The organism is Sphingomonas sp. BL-S-05, assembly GCF_055521695.1.
Map to the genome: position 1 here is coordinate 1628792 of NZ_CM145499.1, position 17883 is coordinate 1646674.

Consider the following 17883-nt stretch of genomic DNA (forward strand, 5'->3'; position numbering starts at 1 on the left):
CGCCGTCCCCTACGTTGCGGCCCATGACCGCGCACCCGTTTAATTCGATCCACACCCACGGCCTGCTTCGCGTCGGGGCCTGCACCCCGCTGGCGAGCGTCGGCGATCCGGCCGCCAACGGCCGGGCCGCGATCGCGCTGGCGCGTGCAGGCGATGATGCCGGCGCCGACCTGCTGGTCTTTCCCGAACTGAACCTCACCTCCTATGCGATCGACGACCTGCATCTGCAGGACGCGCTGTGCGACGCGACCGAGACGGCGCTGGCGGAGGTCGTCGCGGCCAGTGCCGAGCTCAGCCCAGCCCTACTGCTGGGCGCGGCGCTGCGGCGCAACGGGCGGCTGTATAATTGCGCGGTGGTGGTGGCGCGGGGGCGCATCCTGGGCGTGGTGCCGAAAACCTATCTGCCCAATTACCGCGAATATTATGAGAAACGCTGGTTCGCGCCCGGTGCCGGGCTGACCGGGCTGACGATGCGCGTCGCGGGGCAGGAGGTACCGTTCGGGACCGACCTGATCTTTGCAGCCGACGACCTTCCCGATTTCGTGTTCCATGCCGAAATTTGCGAGGATTTCTGGTCCCCCCTGCCCCCGTCGACGGCGGGCGCCATGGCCGGGGCACTGGTGCTGTGCAACCTGTCTGCATCGAACATCGTCATCGGCAAGGCGCGCGAACGCGACATGCTGTGCGCGTCGCAATCGGCGCGGACGATCTCGGCCTATGTCTATTCGGCGGCGGGCATGGGCGAAAGCACGACCGACCTTTCCTGGGACGGACAGGGCAGCGTCCATGAACTGGGCGAGTTGCTGGTCGTCTCCGACCGGTTCGATCATGCGGCCGGTATCGTCTATGCCGATGTCGATCTGGAGCGGTTGCGGCTGGAGCGGATGCGGACCGGCACGTTCAACGACTGCGCCACCGCCAGCGGCCATCCCGAAACCCGCTTCCGCCGGATCGGGTTCGACCATGCGCCGGCTGGCGACGATATCGGACTGTTGCGACCGGTGCGCCGCTATCCCTTCGTACCCAACACGCCCGACCGGCTGGACGAGGATTGCTACGAAGCATTCAACATCCAGGTCGAGGGGCTGCGCCAGCGGCTGGTCGCGTCGGGGACCAAGCGGCTGGTGATCGGCGTATCGGGCGGGCTCGATTCGACCCATGCGCTGATCGTCGCGGCCAAGGCGTTCGACCGGCTGGAGCGACCGCGCACCGATATTCTCGGCTTCACCATGCCGGGCTTCGCGACCGGCGAGGCGACCAAGAGCAATGCGTGGAAGCTGATGCGCGCGCTGGGCATCACCGGCGACGAGATCGACATCCGTCCCGCCGCGACGCAGATGCTGGCCGATATGGACCACCCCTTTGCCAAGGGCGAGCCGGTCTATGACGTGACGTTCGAGAATGTGCAGGCGGGGCTGCGCACCGATTATCTGTTCCGGCTGGCCAATCAGCGGCAGGCGCTGGTGCTCGGCACCGGCGACCTGTCCGAACTGGCGCTGGGTTGGTGCACCTATGGCGTCGGCGACCATATGAGCCATTACGGCGTCAATGCCGGCGTGCCCAAGACGCTGATCCAGTATCTGATCCGCTGGGCGATCCGCACCGATCAGTTCGATGCCGATACCGATGCGGTGCTGGACGCGATCCTGAATACCGAGATTTCGCCCGAGCTGGTGCCGGCGGATTCGTCGGGCAGGATGCAGAGCACCGAGGACCGGGTCGGCCCCTATGCGCTGAACGATTTCTTCCTGCACCATGTCGTGCGTTACGGGATGCGGCCGTCGAAGATTGCGTTCCTGTGCTGGCACGCTTGGCGCGATGCGGCGGCGGGGCGCTGGCCGATCGATTTCCCGGAAGAGGCGAAGGGCAGCTACGACCTGCCGACGATCGCGGCGTGGCTGGAGAAGTTCCTGTGGCGCTTCTTCCAGACCAGCCAGTTCAAGCGATCGGCATTGCCCAACGGGCCAAAGGTATCGGGCGGCGGCGCGCTGTCGCCGCGCGGCGACTGGCGGGCGCCCTCGGATGGCGTCGCCGGGCCATGGGTAGCGGAGTTGCGGGCGGGGTTGCCGCCGCTCTAACCCTGCGCCCGTGCCGTCCGTTCGGATGCCGATCCGCCCAGCGCCCAGCGCAACACCCGCGCCATGCCGTGCGCGCCGGTGCGGACGCCGACGCTGTGCGGCTGCAATTCGAGCATCGCCCGCGCCCATGGCGGCAACAGGTCGATCGCCGCGGCGGTATTGAGCGCGCCGAACCCCTTCAGCAGCGGATTGGGCAAGGGCTGGTATAGCAGCGCGTCGCGCACCGTCCGGGTGCGTTCGTCGCAGCGCAGTTCGCGCCGGACCGCCAGCAGCCACGCATCGACCGCCGCCCGGCTATCGGGGACATTGGTCGCACCCAACCGTTCGGCCACCACGACGTTTTCGGCGAAATAGCGATCCTGATCGGCGCGCGACAGGTTCGGATCGCGATAGCGCAGATAAGCGCGCAGGAATGAATCGGTCTCGGCGACATGCACCCAGGTCAGCAGGTGCGGGTCGTTGGCGTCGTACGACGTGCCGTCGGGCAGTACCCCGTGCACCCGGTCATGGATCTGCCGCACCCGTCCGATCAGCCGTTCGGCCTCGGCGGTGCTGCCATAGGTGGTGGCAGCGATGAACTGTGCGGTCCGTTTCAGCCGACCGAGCATGTCACGCTGGAAATTGCTGTGGTCCCACACGCCGGCCAGTGCGCCGGGATGAAGCATCTGTACCAGCAGCGCCGCCGTACCGCCGATCATCATCGAAGAAAAATCGCCATGCACGCGCCAGCTTACCGATTGCGGGCCGAACAGGCCGTTATCGCCGGGCGGACGGGTCAGGTCGATCGCGCCGTCCCCCGCCCCGGTCAGTGCGCGGACCTGTCGGGCAATGGCTTGGCGGACGGGGTTCATATGCGATGCAACGAGCGGCGCGGCGATCCGGGTCCGTCCGCGCGGAACCAAAGCCGCCGTTGGCGATCTTTAGCCAAGAACTCGAACCGGTAGACCTCGCCCATGCATTCGCCGTCCAGTCCGGAAAAGCCCCTCGATCCCGTGCATCGCCAGCCGGCGATGGCGGAGGGAGACATGCGCGACCCGGCGAACGGCATCTTCTTCGCGGCGGTCAAGACCACGCGGATGCCGATGATCGTGACCGATCCCCGACAGGACGACAATCCGATCATCTTCGCCAATCCTGCCTTCCTCCAGATGACCGGCTATGCCGCGAACGAGGTGCTGGGGCGGAACTGCCGGTTCCTGCAGGGACCCGATACCGATCCGGACACCGTCGCCGAGGTTTCCGAAGCGATCCGCCGGCGCCGCGAGACGTCGGTCGAAATCATCAATTATAAGAAGAACGGCAGCGCCTTCTGGAACGCGCTGTTCATTTCGCCCGTGCTCGATGGCGATGGCGAGCTTCGCTACTATTTCGCCTCGCAACTCGACGTCACCCGCCGGCGCGATGCCGAGGAAGGATTACGGCAGGCGCAGAAAATGGAGGCGGTGGGCCAACTGACCGGGGGGATTGCGCATGATTTCAACAATCTCCTGACGGTCATTCAAGGGTTCACCGATGTCGTGCTGACCCAGGTCGAGCGCAGTCGCGAAAAACCGATCGATCCGGTCCGCACCACCCGGTCGCTCCGCGCGGTGGTCGAGGCGGCGGAGCGCGGCGCGGAACTGACGCAGCAATTGCTGGCGTTCTCGCGCAGGCAGAAACTGTCGGGCCGGGTGACCAGTATCGACGATCTGATCAGGAATCTGCTGCCGATGCTGAAACGCACGATCGGATCGGCGGAGATCGCGATCGAGGTGATCCCGTGCGGCAGCGACTGCAATGCGCGGATCGATCCGGTCCAGGCGGAAACCGCGATCCTGAACATCCTGACGAACGCCCGCGACGCCATGCCCGGCGGCGGAAAGGTGACGATCACCGCCGAGCATGTCTGCGTCGACGGCACCGATCCCCGTTTCTCCGACGCGCGCCAGGGCCAGTATATCGGACTGTCGATCGCCGATACCGGACCGGGCATGGCGCCCGACATACTTGCGCGGGTGACCGAACCATTCTTCACGACCAAGGATCAGGGGCAAGGTCCGGGCCTTGGTCTGTCGATGGTCTATGGCTTCATGAAACAGTCCGATGGCGCGCTGAAGATCGAGTCGGAGGAAGGCAAGGGCACGACCGTCCACCTGCTATTCCCCGCCGCGAGCGATGCCGCCGAACCGATCCGCCGCCGCCGTACGCATAGCGAGCGCGACTCGCGGGGCCACGAGACGATCCTGGTGGTCGAGGATCAGCCCGATGTCGGCGATTTGGCCGAAGCGATCCTGAACGATTTCGGCTATACGGTCCTGCGCGCCGGCAACGGCCCCGAAGCGATCGAGATACTCGAACGCGGAACGCCGATCGATCTGCTGTTCACCGACCTCATCATGCCCGGCGGGATGAACGGGGTGATGCTGGCGCGCGAAGCCCGGCGGCAGCGGCCCCGACTGAAGGTGTTGTTGACCACCGGCTATGCCGAGGCATCGATCGAGCGGGTCGATGCGCGCGGAACCGAGTTCGACCTGATCGGCAAACCCTATAAACGTCCCGATCTGGCAGGGCGCGTGCGTCATGTGCTGGACGGCCCGACGGGAGCCGGTTGATCGAACGCGCTAGTCCTTTTACTGCAAACACTTCCCGCTGCGAACTTCGTCGACGGGTCGCATCATGACCACGAAAGGCCAACCGTTGGCGACGAATGCAGACTTCGATGCGCCGCGGCAGGCAGATGCCCATTCGGCATCCGATCTGGGACCCGATCTGACCGCGTGCGATCGCGAGCCGATCCATATACCCGGCGCGATCCAGCCGCATGGCGTGTTGCTGATCGTCGATCCCGTGCAGGATCGGATCACCGGCGGCGCGGGCGACGTCGCCGCGCTGCTGGGCGACGACTGGCTCGGCGGGCCGGTAGGTCCGCTGATCGGGGACGAGGCAGTCGGCGTCCTGCGATCGACGATCGCCGGTCCGGTATCGCTGGGCACGATCAACGACCGCGCGTTCTCGGTCGTCGCGAGCCGTGCCGGTGCGAAGTGGCTGGTCGAGATCGAGCCGACCGCACCGGGCCAGCCGGGCACCGACGACGCGCTGACCTGGATCGAACATGGCGGTGAGGAATTCGCGCGCGCCGTCGACATCGACGATCTGAGCGCACGCGCCGCGTCGATCTTTTCGCGGCTGACCGGGTTCGACCGGGTAATGATCTACCGCTTCCTCGACGATGACTCGGGCAAGGTCATCGCCGAGCGCCATGCCGTCGACATGGACGGGTTCCTCAACCATCATTTCCCGGCGTCCGACATCCCGCGACAGGCCCGCGCGCTGTATGTCCGCAATCGGGTCCGCGTGATTCCCGACGCCGCCTACACCCCGGCCCCGATCACCGGCATCGACCCGGCACTGCGCACTATCGACCTGAGCGATGTCGGCCTGCGTGCGGTATCGCCAATCCATGTCCAGTATCTGCGCAATATGGGCGTGGCGGCATCGGCATCGGTATCGATCGTCAAGGACGGCATGTTGTGGGGGCTGGTCGCCTGTCACCATCGCAGCCCACGCAGCCTGTCCTATCTCCAGCGCAAGACGTGCGAACTGGTCGCGGCATCGTTCGCGCAACAGGTCAGCGCCAAGGAAGACGCTGCCGAATATCGCGAACGGTTGCGGCTGCGCGCGGCCGAGGATGCGCTGGCCCAGCGGCTGGCGCTCGACAGCGACCCGGACCAGACCGCCGCGCTGATCGGTCACGACCTGCAACGCATGCTGGGCGCGGACGGCTTCGCCCTGCAACGCGGTGCCGTCTTGCACACATCGGGCCATGTTCCGGCGCGCGAGGACATCGCCGACCTGTCGCGCTGGGTCCGGCAGCAGGGTTCGATCCTGACGCATAGCGCCGCGCTCGAACTGCGTCTGCCCGCCGCGCACGCCTATCGCGATCTGGCGAGCGGCATCCTCGCCATCACGCTGTCGGTCGAGGAGCCGGTAGTGCTGATGTGGTTCCGCGCCGAGACGTTGCAGACGATCCAATGGGCCGGCAATCCGCACAAGGCGGTAAGCGATACGCCCGACCAGCCCCTGACTCCCCGCGCCTCGTTCGCGGCGTGGAGCGAGGAGATACGCGGACGCGCACGTCCATGGACCCCGGCGGAGGTCGAGGCTGCGCACCGGCTGTCGCGCCTGTTGTTCGACGTACGTCAACGCCGGCGGATCAGCGAGTTGAACCGCGAATTGTCGCGCGCCGTCACCGACAAGGACGCGCTGCTCGCGCAGCAGGAAACGCTGATCAAGGAGGTCAATCACCGGGTGCAGAACAGCCTGCAACTGGTGGTCGCGTTCCTGGCCATGCAGGCGACGGCGGAGAATGACGCGACGCTGACCCGCCATCTGGGCGAGGCGCAGCGGCGGTTGTCGGCGGTCGCGCTGGTCCATCGCCGGCTCTATTCCGACGATACCGTCACCGTCATCGATCTCGGCCGCTATATCGAGGACCTGTTGTCCGAGATGCAATCGTCCATGGGGGCCGAATGGACCGGGCGACTGACCATGGACTTGTCGCCGATGCTGATCTCCGCCGATGCGGCGGTGCAGGTCGGGCTGGTGCTGGTCGAACTGGTCATCAATGCCCAGAAATATGCCTATGAGGGCAAGCCGGGACCGATCGCGGTGACGCTGGAGCGGTTCCGCAACCGGTTCCGTCTGACGGTCAGCGATCGTGGGCGTGGCCGGGTCGGCAACCGCACCGGCTTCGGCACGCGCATGTTGACCGCCATGGTCAAGCGACTGGATGGCGTGATCGAGGAAAGCGACAACGCGCCGGGGCTGCGCTTCACCGTGTCGGCACCGATCGGTGGACCGGACGGGGCGTAGGCCTGCGGCGTCTTGCCGTCAGGTGCGGTGCGGTGCGGTTCGCTTCCCAACCCCCGCTTCGATGGAAAGGGTGGTTCGGCAGCAATTCGGCGATGCGTCGCCAGATATCGACCAAAGAAAAAGGGCGCGGTGACCGATGGCCACCGCGCCCCATTGGCGCAATCACGCCCGCACCGATTACTCGGCGGCGGTCGCCTTGGCCGGACGCGGATCGCGGCGTTCGGCGATACGCGCCGACTTGTTGCCGTCAGGTGCGGTGCGGTGCGGTTCGCTTCCCAACTTCCCCCCTTCGATGGAAAGGGAGGTTCGGCAGCAATTCAGCGATGCGTCGCCAGATATCGACCCAAGAAAAAGGGCGCGGTGACCGATGGCCACCGCGCCCCATTGGCGCAATCACGCCCGCACCGATTACTCGGCGGCGGTCGCCTTGGCCGGACGCGGATCGCGGCGTTCGGCGATACGCGCCGACTTGCCGGTACGACCGCGCAGATAATAGAGCTTCGCGCGCCGCACGACGCCGCGACGGACGACTTCGATCGAATCGATGTTCGGCGAATAGAGCGGGAATACGCGCTCCACGCCTTCACCGAAGCTCATCTTGCGGACGGTGAACGACGAACCCATGCCCTTGTTCGAACGGGCGATGCAGACGCCTTCGTAATTCTGCACGCGGGTACGCTCGCCTTCGACGACCTTCACGCCGACCTTGAGGGTATCACCGGCGCGGAATTCCGGGATCTTCTTCGATTCGTTGAACTTGGCGATCTGTTCAGCTTCGATCGTCTGGAGGAGGTTCATTTCTTCTGACCTTCGTCTTGCCTGTGCGCGCCAGAGGGCGACTGGACCCGAGCGTCGACGTGACGCTCCCACAGATCCGGCCGCCATAGCCGTGTGTCGGATTCCGATCGTGACCTGCGCCACGCGGCGATCCTCGCATGATCCCCCGATCGCAACACTTCGGGGATCACACGCCCTTCCCATTCAGCAGGTCGGGTATATTGAGGATATTCGAGAAGGCCGCTTTCGAAGCTTTCCTCGATACCACTCGAAGCCGCGCCCATTACGCCGGGAAGCAGCCGAACGCAAGCATCGAGCAGCACCAGCGCGCCCATTTCACCGCCCGACAGCACATAATCGCCGATTGCGACCGGTTCGATATCGCGTGCTTCGAACAGTCGTTCGTCGAAACCCTCGAACCGGCCGCACAGCACGATCGCGCCCGGCCCCGCCGCCAGTTCGCGTACCCGCGCCTGCGTCAGCGATTTCCCGCGCGGGGTCATCGCCAGCACCGGGCGGCCATCGGTCACGCTGTCGAGCGCGGCGGCCAGCACATCGGCGCGCAGCACCATCCCCGCCCCGCCCCCGGCCGGCGTATCATCGACCGAACGGTGCTTGTCGGTGGCGAAGTCGCGGATCTGCACCGTGTCGAGCGACCAGCGTTCCTCACGCAGCGCCCGGCCGGCCAACGACAAGCCGAGCGGCCCGGGAAACATTTCGGGATAGAGGGTCAGCACGGTCGCGGCGAAAGTCATTCGGCAGCCTGTGCCCGCTTGTTCGGGGGAACGAAAGCCCATCCGCTTCATTTGCGCCTCCATGCCGGCGACCTCCCCTGCCCCCGATCCCGAAACGGTCGACTGCATCATCGTCGGCGCCGGCCCGGCCGGGCTGACCGCCGCCATCTATCTCGCACGGTTCCACCTGACGATCCGCATGTTCGACTGCGGATCGAGCCGGGCAGCGATGATCCCGCGCACCCATAACCATGCCGGCTTTCCCGGCGGCATTGCCGGCAAGGAATTGCTGGCGCGGATGCACGAACAGGCGCGGACATACGGCGCGACCTGCACCCCTGCGACGGTCGACGCGATCGAACGCGATGGCGAGGATTTCCGCATCGTCACCGCCGACGGCGTCCTGGCGACGCGCAGCGTGTTGCTCGCGACCGGGGTCGTCAACCATCGGCCGCGCGGGCTGGACGACGCCGTCCACGACGCGGCGCTGGCGCGGGGATTGCTGCGCTATTGCCCGATCTGCGACGGGTATGAGGTGACCGACCGGCGGGTCGGGGTGATCGGCACCAGCGATCACGGTATGCGCGAGGCGCTGTTCCTGCGCGGCTACACCGCCGACGTCACGCTGATCGCCCCGGACAGCGACCATGATCTCGACGATGCCTGTCTGGAAAAGCTCGACGCAGCCGGCATCCGGCGCGTCGACGGACCATGTGGCGATTATCGGATCGACGGCGACCGGTTCGTCGTACGCACCGCCGAGGGCGAGATGGCGTTCGACAGCGTCTATCCTGCGCTCGGATCGCATATCCGCTCCGAACTGGCGGTTGCGGCCGGCGCGAAGGCGAGTGCAGACGGCTGTCTGGAGGTCGACGATCACCAGCGCACCTCGATCCCCGGCCTGTTCGCGGCCGGCGACGTGGTGAAGGGGCTCGACCAGATCAGCCATGCGATGGGCGAGGCCGGGGTCGCGGCGACGACGATCCGCAACCTGCTGAGCGAACGCCGCCCGCTGCGGCGGTGAGTTTTGTCGTGGACCGTATTCGGTCCGTCGCCGACCATTTCGGGTTGAGAACGACTGGCGGCAGCGAAGTGACTTGATCGGACGCGGCGACAACCGTATCCGATGTTGGTGACTACCCCGCCCTTCCGTCAGCTATTTTACGCCAGCCGCTGCGCGCACGGCGTCGATGTCGACAGGATCGTGCAGCAGTCGCGGCACAATAATGCCGTCGACGGGGTTACCGGGTTGCTATGGTATCAGGACGGTCTGTTCCTGCAGGTGATCGAAGGGCCGGAGAGCAGCGTCGCCGCCACTTTCGCCCGGATCGCCACCGATCCGCGGCATGAGGAGCTGACGATCCTGTCCGATCGTCCAATCGAGGCCCGCGAATTCGGCTATTGGAGCATGGAACGCGCGCAGAAAGGCAGCGTCGACACCGACGCGTTGCTCGCGCGGCTCGAACGGCGATTGTCCAATGCGCCGGAATCGGTGCGTCAGGCGTTCACCACCGCCGCCAATCGTTAATCAGTCGGCGGCGAACAGCGCGTCGACGACCAGCCGTTCGGCATTCCATTCGGGGACCGCTTGCGGCTGCATCGGCACCATGAAGCGCTTGCCGCCAGGGCGTTCGATCTCGATCACGTCGCCCGCGCCGAAATCGTCGATCGCGACGACTCGGCCCAGCGCCTCGCCCTCGCTCGACACCACCGGCAACCCTAGCAGGTCGGCATGGTAATATTCGCCCTCGCCCAGCGGGGGCAGTTGGTCGCGGCCGATCCATAGCTCGGTGCCGCGCATAGCCTCGGCCTTGGTCCGGTCGGCGATCTCGCGGAACTTGCCGATGACGCCGTTGGTGGCGGGGCGCACCGACACCAGCGTCAGTGCGCCGCCGTTCAACTTCGGATAGGCCGACAGATCGTCGGTGAACAGCTTCAGCCGAACCTCGCCGTTCAGCCCGTGCGCGCCGGCGATCGCCGCCAGCACGACCCGGTCGCGGTCCGCCGCCGCCGGTTCAGGCGTCGGGCGAGCCTTCGCCGCCCGCGGGGGCGTCGTCGCGGCCTTCGGCGGGTTCTTCCGCCGATCGGCCGGCATTGGTGGCGTCTTCGTCATGGTTCGGCTGCTGTTCGGGATCGATCATCGTTCATGCTCCTGGTCGAGTGGACCCGGAACGCACGACAACGATCATAGGGTGCCGGCGCGCCCGAAAAGACGCGCCGGCAGAACCCCTTATGCTTCGGCCGGAGCAGCAGCGGCTTCTTCGGCGGCCTTCGCCTTTTCGGCACGCTCCTCGGCGCGCTCGACGGCCTTCTCGCCCGGCTTGCCCTTGTTCGGGTTGTTGCGGGCGGCGCGTTCCTTCACGCCGGCCTTGTCGAGGAAACGCGCGACGCGGTCGGTCGGCTGCGCGCCGACGCCCAGCCAGTGGGTCGCACGCTCGGCATCAAGCACGACGCGCTTCTCGTCTTCCTTGCCCAGCAGCGGGTTGTAGGTGCCGATCTTCTCGATGAAGCGGCCATCGCGCGGGCTGCGCGCGTCGGCGACGACGATGCGGTAGTACGGACGCTTCTTCGAGCCGCCACGCGACAGACGGATGCTGAGTGCCATTATTCTTCTTCCTTCGTTGGTCTGTGTAAGCCGGTTCCGACCGGCGGTTACTTCTTTTTGATAAGGTTTTCGAAGCCGGGGGGCAGTTGCGGCATGCCCTTGCCACCCGTAAGACCCGGCAGGCCCGGCATTTCGCCGCCTGCCTTGCTCATCAGGTCGCCAAGCCCCGGACCGCCCAGCGCATTGCCGAGGCCGCCCATGCCGCCCTTGCCAAGCATCGCCATCATGCCCTTGATGCCGCCCATCTTCTTGAGCTTCTTCATCGCGGACTGCATTTCCTGATGCATCTTCAGGAGCTTGTTGACGTCCTGCACCGTGGTGCCCGACCCCTTGGCGATACGGATCTTGCGCTTGGCGTTGATCAGCTCGGGCTTGGCGCGTTCCTTGACCGTCATCGACGTGATCATCGCGTCCATGCGCAGCAGGATCTTTTCATCGACCGCGCCCGAGGCCATCGCCGCCTGCGCCTTCTTCATGCCGGGGATCATGCCGGCAAGCGCGCCGAGGCCGCCCATGCGCCGCATCTGCGCCAGCTGCCCGCGCAGGTCGTTCATGTCGAACTGACCCTTGGCGAGGCGGCCGGCCATGCGCTCGGCATCTTCGGCCTCGATCGACTGCGCCGCCTTCTCGACCAGCGAGACGACGTCGCCCATGCCGAGGATCCGGCCGGCGACTCGCTTCGGGTGGAACGGCTCGATCGCGTCCAGCTTCTCGCCGGTACCCGCGAACTTGATCGGCTTGCCGGTGACCGCGCGCATCGACAGCGCGGCGCCGCCGCGCGCATCGCCGTCCATGCGGGTCAGGATGACGCCGGTCAGCGGCACCTGTTCGGAGAAGTTCTGCGCGACGTTGACCGCGTCCTGACCGGTCAGCGAGTCGACGACCAGCAGGATTTCGTTCGGCCGGGCGATCTCCGCCACCGCCTTCATCTCGTCCATCAGCGCCTGATCGACGTGCAGACGACCCGCCGTATCGAGCATGACGACGTCATAGCCCTGCAGCTTCGCCGATTGCAGCGCGCGCCGGGCGATATCGACCGGCTGCTGCCCCGCCACGATCGGCAACGTCGCGACCTCGACCTGCGTCCCCAGTACCGCAAGCTGTTCCTGCGCGGCCGGGCGATTGACGTCGAGCGACGCCATCATCACCTTCTTGCCCTCACGCTTGGCGAGCAGCTTGGCGAGCTTGGCGGTGGTGGTGGTCTTGCCCGACCCCTGCAGACCGACCAGCATCACGACCGCCGGCGGGGTGACCGCGACGTCGAGTTCGGCCGTGTCCGGCCCCAGCATGTCGACCAGCGCGTCATGGACGATCTTGACGACCTGCTGCCCCGGCGTGATCGAGCGCAGGACATTCTGGCCGACGGCCGCTTCGGTCGCCTTCTCGACGAATTCGCGCGCGACCGGCAGTGCCACATCGGCTTCGAGCAGCGCGACGCGGACTTCGCGCATCGCGGTGCGAACGTCGGCTTCGGTCAGCGCGCCGCGACCGCGCAAGCGATCGAACACTCCTCCCAGCCGGTCACTCAGACTCTCGAACACGCGTACCACTCCAACCTTGCCGTACGGGAAACGCTCAAGCAAAACACGCCGGCGGACGAAACCTCGTCGGCCGGCGTCGCCCATGGGCGGCAATGCTGAACGTCTCCGCACGGAAACGATCCGGGGCGCCTATCCCAAAACTCGGTTCAGCGCAAGCGATGACGATCGACGACCGGTCCATGGCGGACGATGGGCCGGCTTTAACCGCTTCTATACCGATGGTCGGGATAAGAATTGCCGATGGAATGGGATCGTCAAAGAGGAACCGAGGGCATCAGCCCTGCTCCGGCGGAACCGCGGGAAGGCGGCGAACGCTGGACTCTGGCGATCTGCGTCTCGGCGATCCTGCTGTTCGTCGGCCTCAGTTTCGCGGTCATTTCCGGGCTGCTCGACCATCGTTACTATGGCGGCGAACCGGTGGCGCAGCCGCTGGTGACGGCGCTGCTCATCAATGCCGCGCTGGTCATCTTCGGCTGGCGCCGCCACCGCGCCGTACGGATCGAGATGCATGGCCGATCCGCCGCCGAGGAACGCGCACGGATGCTGGCGTCGCGCGATCCGCTGACCGGCTTCCTCAATCGCCGCAGCCTCAGCGAAGCGGGTGCCGCGCTGCTGCGTTCGGCGACGAAGCGCGATCAGGCGGTGGCGCTGCTGATCGTCGACCTCGATCATTTCAAGATGGTCAACGACATGCACGGCCATGCGGCGGGCGACAGCGTGCTGCGCAGCGTCGCGCTGGAGATTGCCGGGGCGATGCCCCCAGCCGCGCTGACCGCGCGGTTCGGCGGCGATGCCTTCGCCTGCGCCTTCGTCTTCGACGCGCGCGATCCGGCGGTCGTCGAACGCATTGCCGGCCGGGTCATCACCGCGCTTTCGCAGCCGATGTTCGTCGACGATCTGCGCATCCATCTGAGCTGTTCGATCGGCATCGCGCGGTCGGACTTTGACGGGGGCAGCATCGACACGCTGCTGCGCGCCGCCGATATCGCGATGTATTCGGCCAAGAAATCGGGTCGCGGCGACTTCACCTGGTTCAACCGGGCGATGGAGAACGCGCTGATCGATCGCAACGACATCGAAAGCGGGTTGCGTCAGGCGATCCCCGCCGGACAGGTCGTTCCCTTTTTCGAACCGCAGGTCGATCTGGCCACCGGCCGGCTGTGCGGGTTCGAGGTGCTGGCGCGCTGGGTCCATCCGACGCAGGGGCCGATCCCGCCCGATCGCTTCATTCCGGTGGCGGAGGAAGCCGGGCTGATCGGCGACCTGTCGCTCTCGATCATGCGCCAGGCGTTCGCGGCCGCACGCGACTGGGACCCGGGCATCACCCTGTCGGTGAACATCTCGCCATGGCAGTTGCGTGACGCGTGGCTGGCGCAGAAGATCATCAAGACCACGGTCGAATCCGGTTTCGCCGCGAACCGGCTGGAGATCGAGATCACCGAAAGCGCGCTGTTCGACAATCTGCCGCTGGCGCAGTCGATCGTCGGATCGCTCAAGAACCAGGGCGTCCGGCTGTCGCTCGACGATTTCGGCACCGGTTATTCGAGCCTCGCGCATCTGCGGGCATTGCCGTTCGACCGGATCAAGATCGACAAGAGCTTCGTCCTGTCGCTGCTCGACAATGCCGATTCGGCGGCGATCGTCCATGCGATCATCGGTCTGGGCGAAAGCCTGAACCTGCCGATCACCGCCGAGGGGGTCGAGACCGACGCGATCGCCGAACGGCTGGCCGCGCTCGGTTGCGCCAAGGCACAGGGCTGGGCCTATAGCCGGCCGTTGTCGGTGGCCGACACCCGGCGGATGCTGGCGGCGCGCGGGCTGCTCCATTGCGGCGGGGGGAGCGATCCCGAACTGACCGACCTTACCAACCGGCGTCGGGCCGGCTGAGATAGGCACGTTCCGCCGCGGTCGATTCGCGGCCGAGCGCGGCATTGCGCGACGGATAGCGGCCATAGCGCGCCAGGACGGCCGCATGGTCGCGAGCGAATTGCAGGTTCACCGGATTGCCGAGCGACTCGAAGCAGCGCAGCGAGAAGCGCGCGACGCCGGCATCCTCGCTGTGCATCAACGGCATATAGAGGAACGCACGTTCGAGCGGTTTGAATTCCCTGTCGTCGCCACGGGCGATGCCGATCAGCGCGAGTTCGAGCGCGAGCGGGTCGGCGGCGAATGCCTCGGCGGTGCCGCGATAGATATTGCGCGAGAACTGGTCGAGCAGGATGACCGCAGCGAGCAGATGATGTTCTTCGTCCCGCCACTCCGCCGCCTCGCTCGCCAATACCGTATCGCGCAGTGCCCCGAAGCGCTCCGCGATCGTCGCATCGAGCGCCGCATCCTTGGCGAAATGCCGTTCCGGCCCGACCTCGTCGAACCAGAAGTCGAGCACGCCCCGCGCGTTCGCGTGGACTTCGCGTGTCCCTGTCCCTAGATCACCGCCCATGCCATCCTCCGCTGGTCCCACTATCATCACGCTCGGTTGTCGGCTGAACATCGCCGAAAGCGATGCGATCCGCGCGCTGGTCGTCGATCGCGACGTGACCGTGGTCAATAGCTGTGCGGTCACCAACGATGCGGTCGCTGCCACCCGCCGCGCGATCCGGCGCGCCCGCCGCGACCGGCCGGCGGCGGAACTGATCGTCACCGGCTGCGCGGCACAGATCGATCCGGCGCAGTTCGCGGCGATGCCCGAAGTCGATCGGGTCATCGGCAATTCGGACAAGCTGAACCCGGTCGCGTGGGGCTCTGCCGATCCGATCGTCGTCCGTGAGTTCGCCCGGGTGCTCGACACCGCGCCGCAACTGGCCGGCGGGTTCGAAGGGCAGACGCGCGCCTTTGTCGAAGTGCAGAATGGCTGCGACCATCGCTGCACCTTCTGCGCGATACCCGCAGGGCGTGGACCGTCGCGTTCGGCGACGATCGACGGCGTGGTCGCGCAGGTCGCGGCCCTCGTCGCGGCCGGCCATGCCGAGGTCGTGCTGACCGGTGTCGACCTGTCGAGCTATGGCGACGACCTGTCCGATACGCCGAGACTCGGCGATCTGGTCGCGGCGATCCTCGTCCGTACGCGCTTGCGGCGCTTGCGGCTTTCTTCGCTCGATCCCGCAGCTATCGACGACAAGCTGTTCGAATTGCTGACGAACGAACCGCGCGTCATGCCGCACGCCCATCTGTCGTTCCAGGCGGGCGACGATATGGTGCTAAAGCGGATGCGCCGCCGCCACCGCCGCACCGACGCGGTCGCGCTGGTCGACCAGCTGAAGTCCGCACGTCCCGATATCGCGATCGGCGCCGACCTGATCGCCGGCTTTCCGACCGAGGACGATGCGATGGCGGCGAACACGCTCGCGCTCATCGACGATTGCGACATTGTCCATGCCCATGTCTTTCCCTACAGCCCGCGCGCCCGCACGCCTGCCGCGCGGATGCCGCAGGTGCCACCGCCGGTCGGCAAGGCGCGCGCACAGGCGTTGCGTGTCGCCGCCGAACGCCGCCATCGTGACTGGCTCGAGCGGCAGATCGGCACTACCGCCGAAATTCTCGTCGAACGTCCCGGCACGCGCGGACACAGCCCCGGCTTCGCCGATGTCTCGCTTCCCCCCTGCCCGCCCGGCTCGATCGTGACCGCGCGGCTGACCCAACTCGAAGGCAATCAGTTGATCGGAATGCCCCTATGAGCCTTTCGTGGCACGAACGCCTGCTCGGCGGTCTGAAGAAGACGTCCGACCGGCTGACCGGCAACCTCGTCGGCCTGTCCGCCGCACGGCTCGACGACGCGCAACTCGACGATATCGAGGAAGCGCTGATCGCCTCCGACCTCGGTCCCGCCACCGCCGCCCGCGTCCGACAGCGCCTTGCCGAAGGGCAATATGAGCGCAACATGGAGGAACTGGGCATCCGGCTGGTCGTCGCCGAAGAGATCGAAAAGGTCTTAACACCGGTCGCCAAGCCGCTGGAAATCGAGGCGTTTCCGCGTCCGCAGGTTATCCTCGTCATCGGCGTCAACGGGTCGGGCAAGACCACCACCATCGCCAAGCTGGCCAAGACCCTGGTCGAACAGGATTATGGCGTCATGCTGGCCGCCGGCGACACCTTCCGCGCGGCCGCCATCGGCCAGCTTCGCACTTGGGCCGAGCGGATCGGCGTGCCGATCGTCAGCGGTGCCGAGGGGGGCGACGCCGCCGGCATCGTCTATGAAGCGGTCAAGCAGGCGACGGCGACCGGCATCGACGTGCTGATCGTCGACACCGCCGGACGCCTGCAGAACAAGCGCGAGTTGATGGACGAACTGGCCAAGGTTCGCCGTGTCCTCGGCCGGCTTAACCCGGCAGCGCCGCACGACGTCGTCCTCGTTCTCGACGCGACGACCGGTCAGAATGCGCTCAACCAGATCGAGGTGTTCAAGGAGACGGCGGGCGTCACCGGCCTCGTCATGACCAAGCTCGACGGCACCGCGCGCGGCGGCGTGCTGGTCGCGGCGGCGGAGAAGTTCGGCCTGCCGATCCACGCAATCGGCGTGGGCGAGACTGCCGACGACCTGCGCGGCTTCGACGCCAACGAAGTGTCGCGGATCATCGCCGGTGTCGAACGGGTGCGCAAATGACCGCGCAGCGCCAACCCGCCTCGCCGCTGTTCCGCATGGCGCTCGATTACGGGCCGCTGGTGGTGTTCTTCGTCGCCAATCTGCTGGCCGGCAAGATCGGCCTGCCCGACATGATCGATTCGCTGGCGCAGGTCATCATCGCCAGCACCGCGTTCATGATCGCCAGCGTCATCGCGATCATCGTATCCAAGTGGAAGACCGGCCATATCTCGCCGATGTTGTGGCTGTCGGCGGGGCTGGTCGTCGTGTTCGGCGCGCTGACCCTCTATTTCCGCGACGATACCTTCATCAAGATGAAGCCGACGATCGTCTATGCGATGTTCTCGGCGATCCTGACCTTCGGATTGGTGACCGGGCGGCCGTTGCTGCAACAATTGCTCGAAACCGCCTATCCGGGGCTGAGCGCGGTTGGCTGGCGCAAGCTGACCGTCAACTGGGCGGCGTTCTTTGCGTGCATGGCGGTGCTCAACGAGGTCGTGTGGCGCCATTCGACCTGGGATTTCTGGGTCGGGTTCAAGCTGTGGGGCGCGGTGCCGCTGACGCTGCTGTTCGCGCTGGCGAATATTCCGATGTTGTTGAAACACGGCCTGAAGGTCGGCGAAGAGACGCCGCTGCCCCCCGCAGACTAACTCCCTCTCCCCTTCAGGGGAGAGGGCCGGGGAGAGGGGGAGTCCCGAACGTAACGCCCACGAAAAAG

Annotated in this window: 16 protein-coding genes; 9 read left to right on the plus strand and 7 right to left on the minus strand. The window is 66.3% G+C overall.

Annotated elements, in window-relative coordinates; translation table 11 throughout:
* Nucleotides 1-23: 23 nt before the first annotated feature.
* Nucleotides 24-2078: an NAD(+) synthase gene (locus ACZ1JS_RS07455; protein WP_465168384.1), complete on the plus strand. Its 2055-nt coding sequence runs from the start codon at nt 24-26 to the stop codon at nt 2076-2078.
* Here ACZ1JS_RS07455 and ACZ1JS_RS07460 read toward each other — a convergent pair.
* Nucleotides 2075-2929: an oxygenase MpaB family protein gene (locus tag ACZ1JS_RS07460; RefSeq protein WP_465168385.1), complete on the minus strand. Its 855-nt coding sequence runs from the start codon at nt 2927-2929 to the stop codon at nt 2075-2077. The two genes, ACZ1JS_RS07455 and ACZ1JS_RS07460, sit on opposite strands and share 4 nt — an antisense overlap.
* A 174-nt stretch (nt 2930-3103) precedes the next feature.
* Here ACZ1JS_RS07460 and ACZ1JS_RS07465 point away from each other — a divergent pair, with 174 nt between their 5' ends.
* Both ACZ1JS_RS07465 and ACZ1JS_RS07470 read left to right on the plus strand, forming a co-directional pair.
* Nucleotides 3104-4669, plus strand: coding sequence for a histidine kinase famiy protein (locus ACZ1JS_RS07465; protein WP_465168386.1), 1566 nt, complete (start codon nt 3104-3106; stop codon nt 4667-4669).
* Between the two features lie 85 nt (nt 4670-4754).
* Nucleotides 4755-6929, plus strand: a complete 2175-nt coding sequence (locus ACZ1JS_RS07470) for a histidine kinase dimerization/phosphoacceptor domain -containing protein (RefSeq protein WP_465168387.1) — start codon at nt 4755-4757, stop codon at nt 6927-6929.
* Nucleotides 6930-7337: 408 nt separating this feature from the next.
* On the opposite strand, the gene rplS is transcribed toward ACZ1JS_RS07470, so the two are convergent.
* Both rplS and trmD read right to left on the minus strand, forming a co-directional pair.
* A complete protein-coding gene (gene rplS / locus ACZ1JS_RS07475; protein WP_066689771.1) occupies nt 7338-7727 on the minus strand; it encodes a 50S ribosomal protein L19 in 390 nt (129 codons plus the stop codon).
* A complete protein-coding gene (gene trmD, locus ACZ1JS_RS07480) occupies nt 7724-8461 on the minus strand; it encodes a tRNA (guanosine(37)-N1)-methyltransferase TrmD (RefSeq protein WP_465168388.1) in 738 nt (245 codons plus the stop codon). Before trmD ends, rplS begins: the two co-directional genes overlap by 4 nt.
* A 61-nt stretch (nt 8462-8522) precedes the next feature.
* On the opposite strand from trmD, the gene ACZ1JS_RS07485 reads away from it, so the two are divergent.
* Together ACZ1JS_RS07485 and ACZ1JS_RS07490 are read left to right on the plus strand one after the other, a co-directional pair.
* Nucleotides 8523-9464 (plus strand): NAD(P)/FAD-dependent oxidoreductase, encoded by a 942-nt coding sequence (locus ACZ1JS_RS07485; protein ID WP_465168389.1) that lies wholly within the window; start codon nt 8523-8525, stop codon nt 9462-9464.
* A 108-nt stretch (nt 9465-9572) separates the two neighbouring features.
* Entirely contained in the window at nt 9573-9968 is a 396-nt protein-coding gene (locus tag ACZ1JS_RS07490; protein ID WP_465168390.1) for a BLUF domain-containing protein, read from the plus strand.
* Here ACZ1JS_RS07490 and rimM read toward each other — a convergent pair whose 3' ends face one another.
* The 3 genes from rimM to ffh all read right to left on the minus strand — a co-directional run bounded on the left by rimM (nt 9969) and on the right by ffh (nt 12586).
* Complete coding sequence (gene rimM, locus ACZ1JS_RS07495; RefSeq protein ID WP_465168391.1) at nt 9969-10553, minus strand: ribosome maturation factor RimM; 585 nt, start codon at nt 10551-10553, stop codon at nt 9969-9971. It lies immediately after the preceding gene.
* A 117-nt stretch (nt 10554-10670) separates the two neighbouring features.
* On the minus strand, nt 10671-11045 hold the full coding sequence (rpsP, locus tag ACZ1JS_RS07500) for a 30S ribosomal protein S16 (protein ID WP_242117527.1): 375 nt from the start codon (nt 11043-11045) through the stop codon (nt 10671-10673).
* Between the two features lie 47 nt (nt 11046-11092).
* On the minus strand, nt 11093-12586 hold the full coding sequence (gene ffh, locus ACZ1JS_RS07505) for a signal recognition particle protein (RefSeq protein ID WP_242117525.1): 1494 nt from the start codon (nt 12584-12586) through the stop codon (nt 11093-11095).
* A 240-nt stretch (nt 12587-12826) separates the two neighbouring features.
* Between ffh and ACZ1JS_RS07510 the strand changes: the two genes are divergently transcribed.
* Complete coding sequence (locus tag ACZ1JS_RS07510) at nt 12827-14473, plus strand: putative bifunctional diguanylate cyclase/phosphodiesterase (protein WP_465168392.1); 1647 nt, start codon at nt 12827-12829, stop codon at nt 14471-14473.
* On the opposite strand, the gene ACZ1JS_RS07515 is transcribed toward ACZ1JS_RS07510, so the two are convergent.
* Entirely contained in the window at nt 14448-15026 is a 579-nt protein-coding gene (locus ACZ1JS_RS07515; protein ID WP_465168393.1) for a DUF924 family protein, read from the minus strand. The two genes, ACZ1JS_RS07510 and ACZ1JS_RS07515, sit on opposite strands and share 26 nt — an antisense overlap.
* On the opposite strand from ACZ1JS_RS07515, the gene mtaB reads away from it, so the two are divergent.
* Genes mtaB through ACZ1JS_RS07530 form a run of 3 tightly spaced genes read left to right on the plus strand, consistent with a single transcriptional unit; the run spans nt 15025 to nt 17815 of the window.
* On the plus strand, nt 15025-16260 hold the full coding sequence (mtaB, locus tag ACZ1JS_RS07520; protein WP_465168394.1) for a tRNA (N(6)-L-threonylcarbamoyladenosine(37)-C(2))-methylthiotransferase MtaB: 1236 nt from the start codon (nt 15025-15027) through the stop codon (nt 16258-16260). The genes ACZ1JS_RS07515 and mtaB overlap by 2 nt on opposite strands.
* Complete coding sequence (ftsY, locus tag ACZ1JS_RS07525; protein ID WP_465168395.1) at nt 16257-17186, plus strand: signal recognition particle-docking protein FtsY; 930 nt, start codon at nt 16257-16259, stop codon at nt 17184-17186. Before mtaB ends, ftsY begins: the two co-directional genes overlap by 4 nt.
* Nucleotides 17183-17815, plus strand: a complete 633-nt coding sequence (locus tag ACZ1JS_RS07530) for a septation protein A (protein WP_465168396.1) — start codon at nt 17183-17185, stop codon at nt 17813-17815. The genes ftsY and ACZ1JS_RS07530 overlap by 4 nt, the downstream gene beginning before the upstream one ends.
* The last annotated feature ends 68 nt before the right edge of the window (nt 17816-17883 follow it).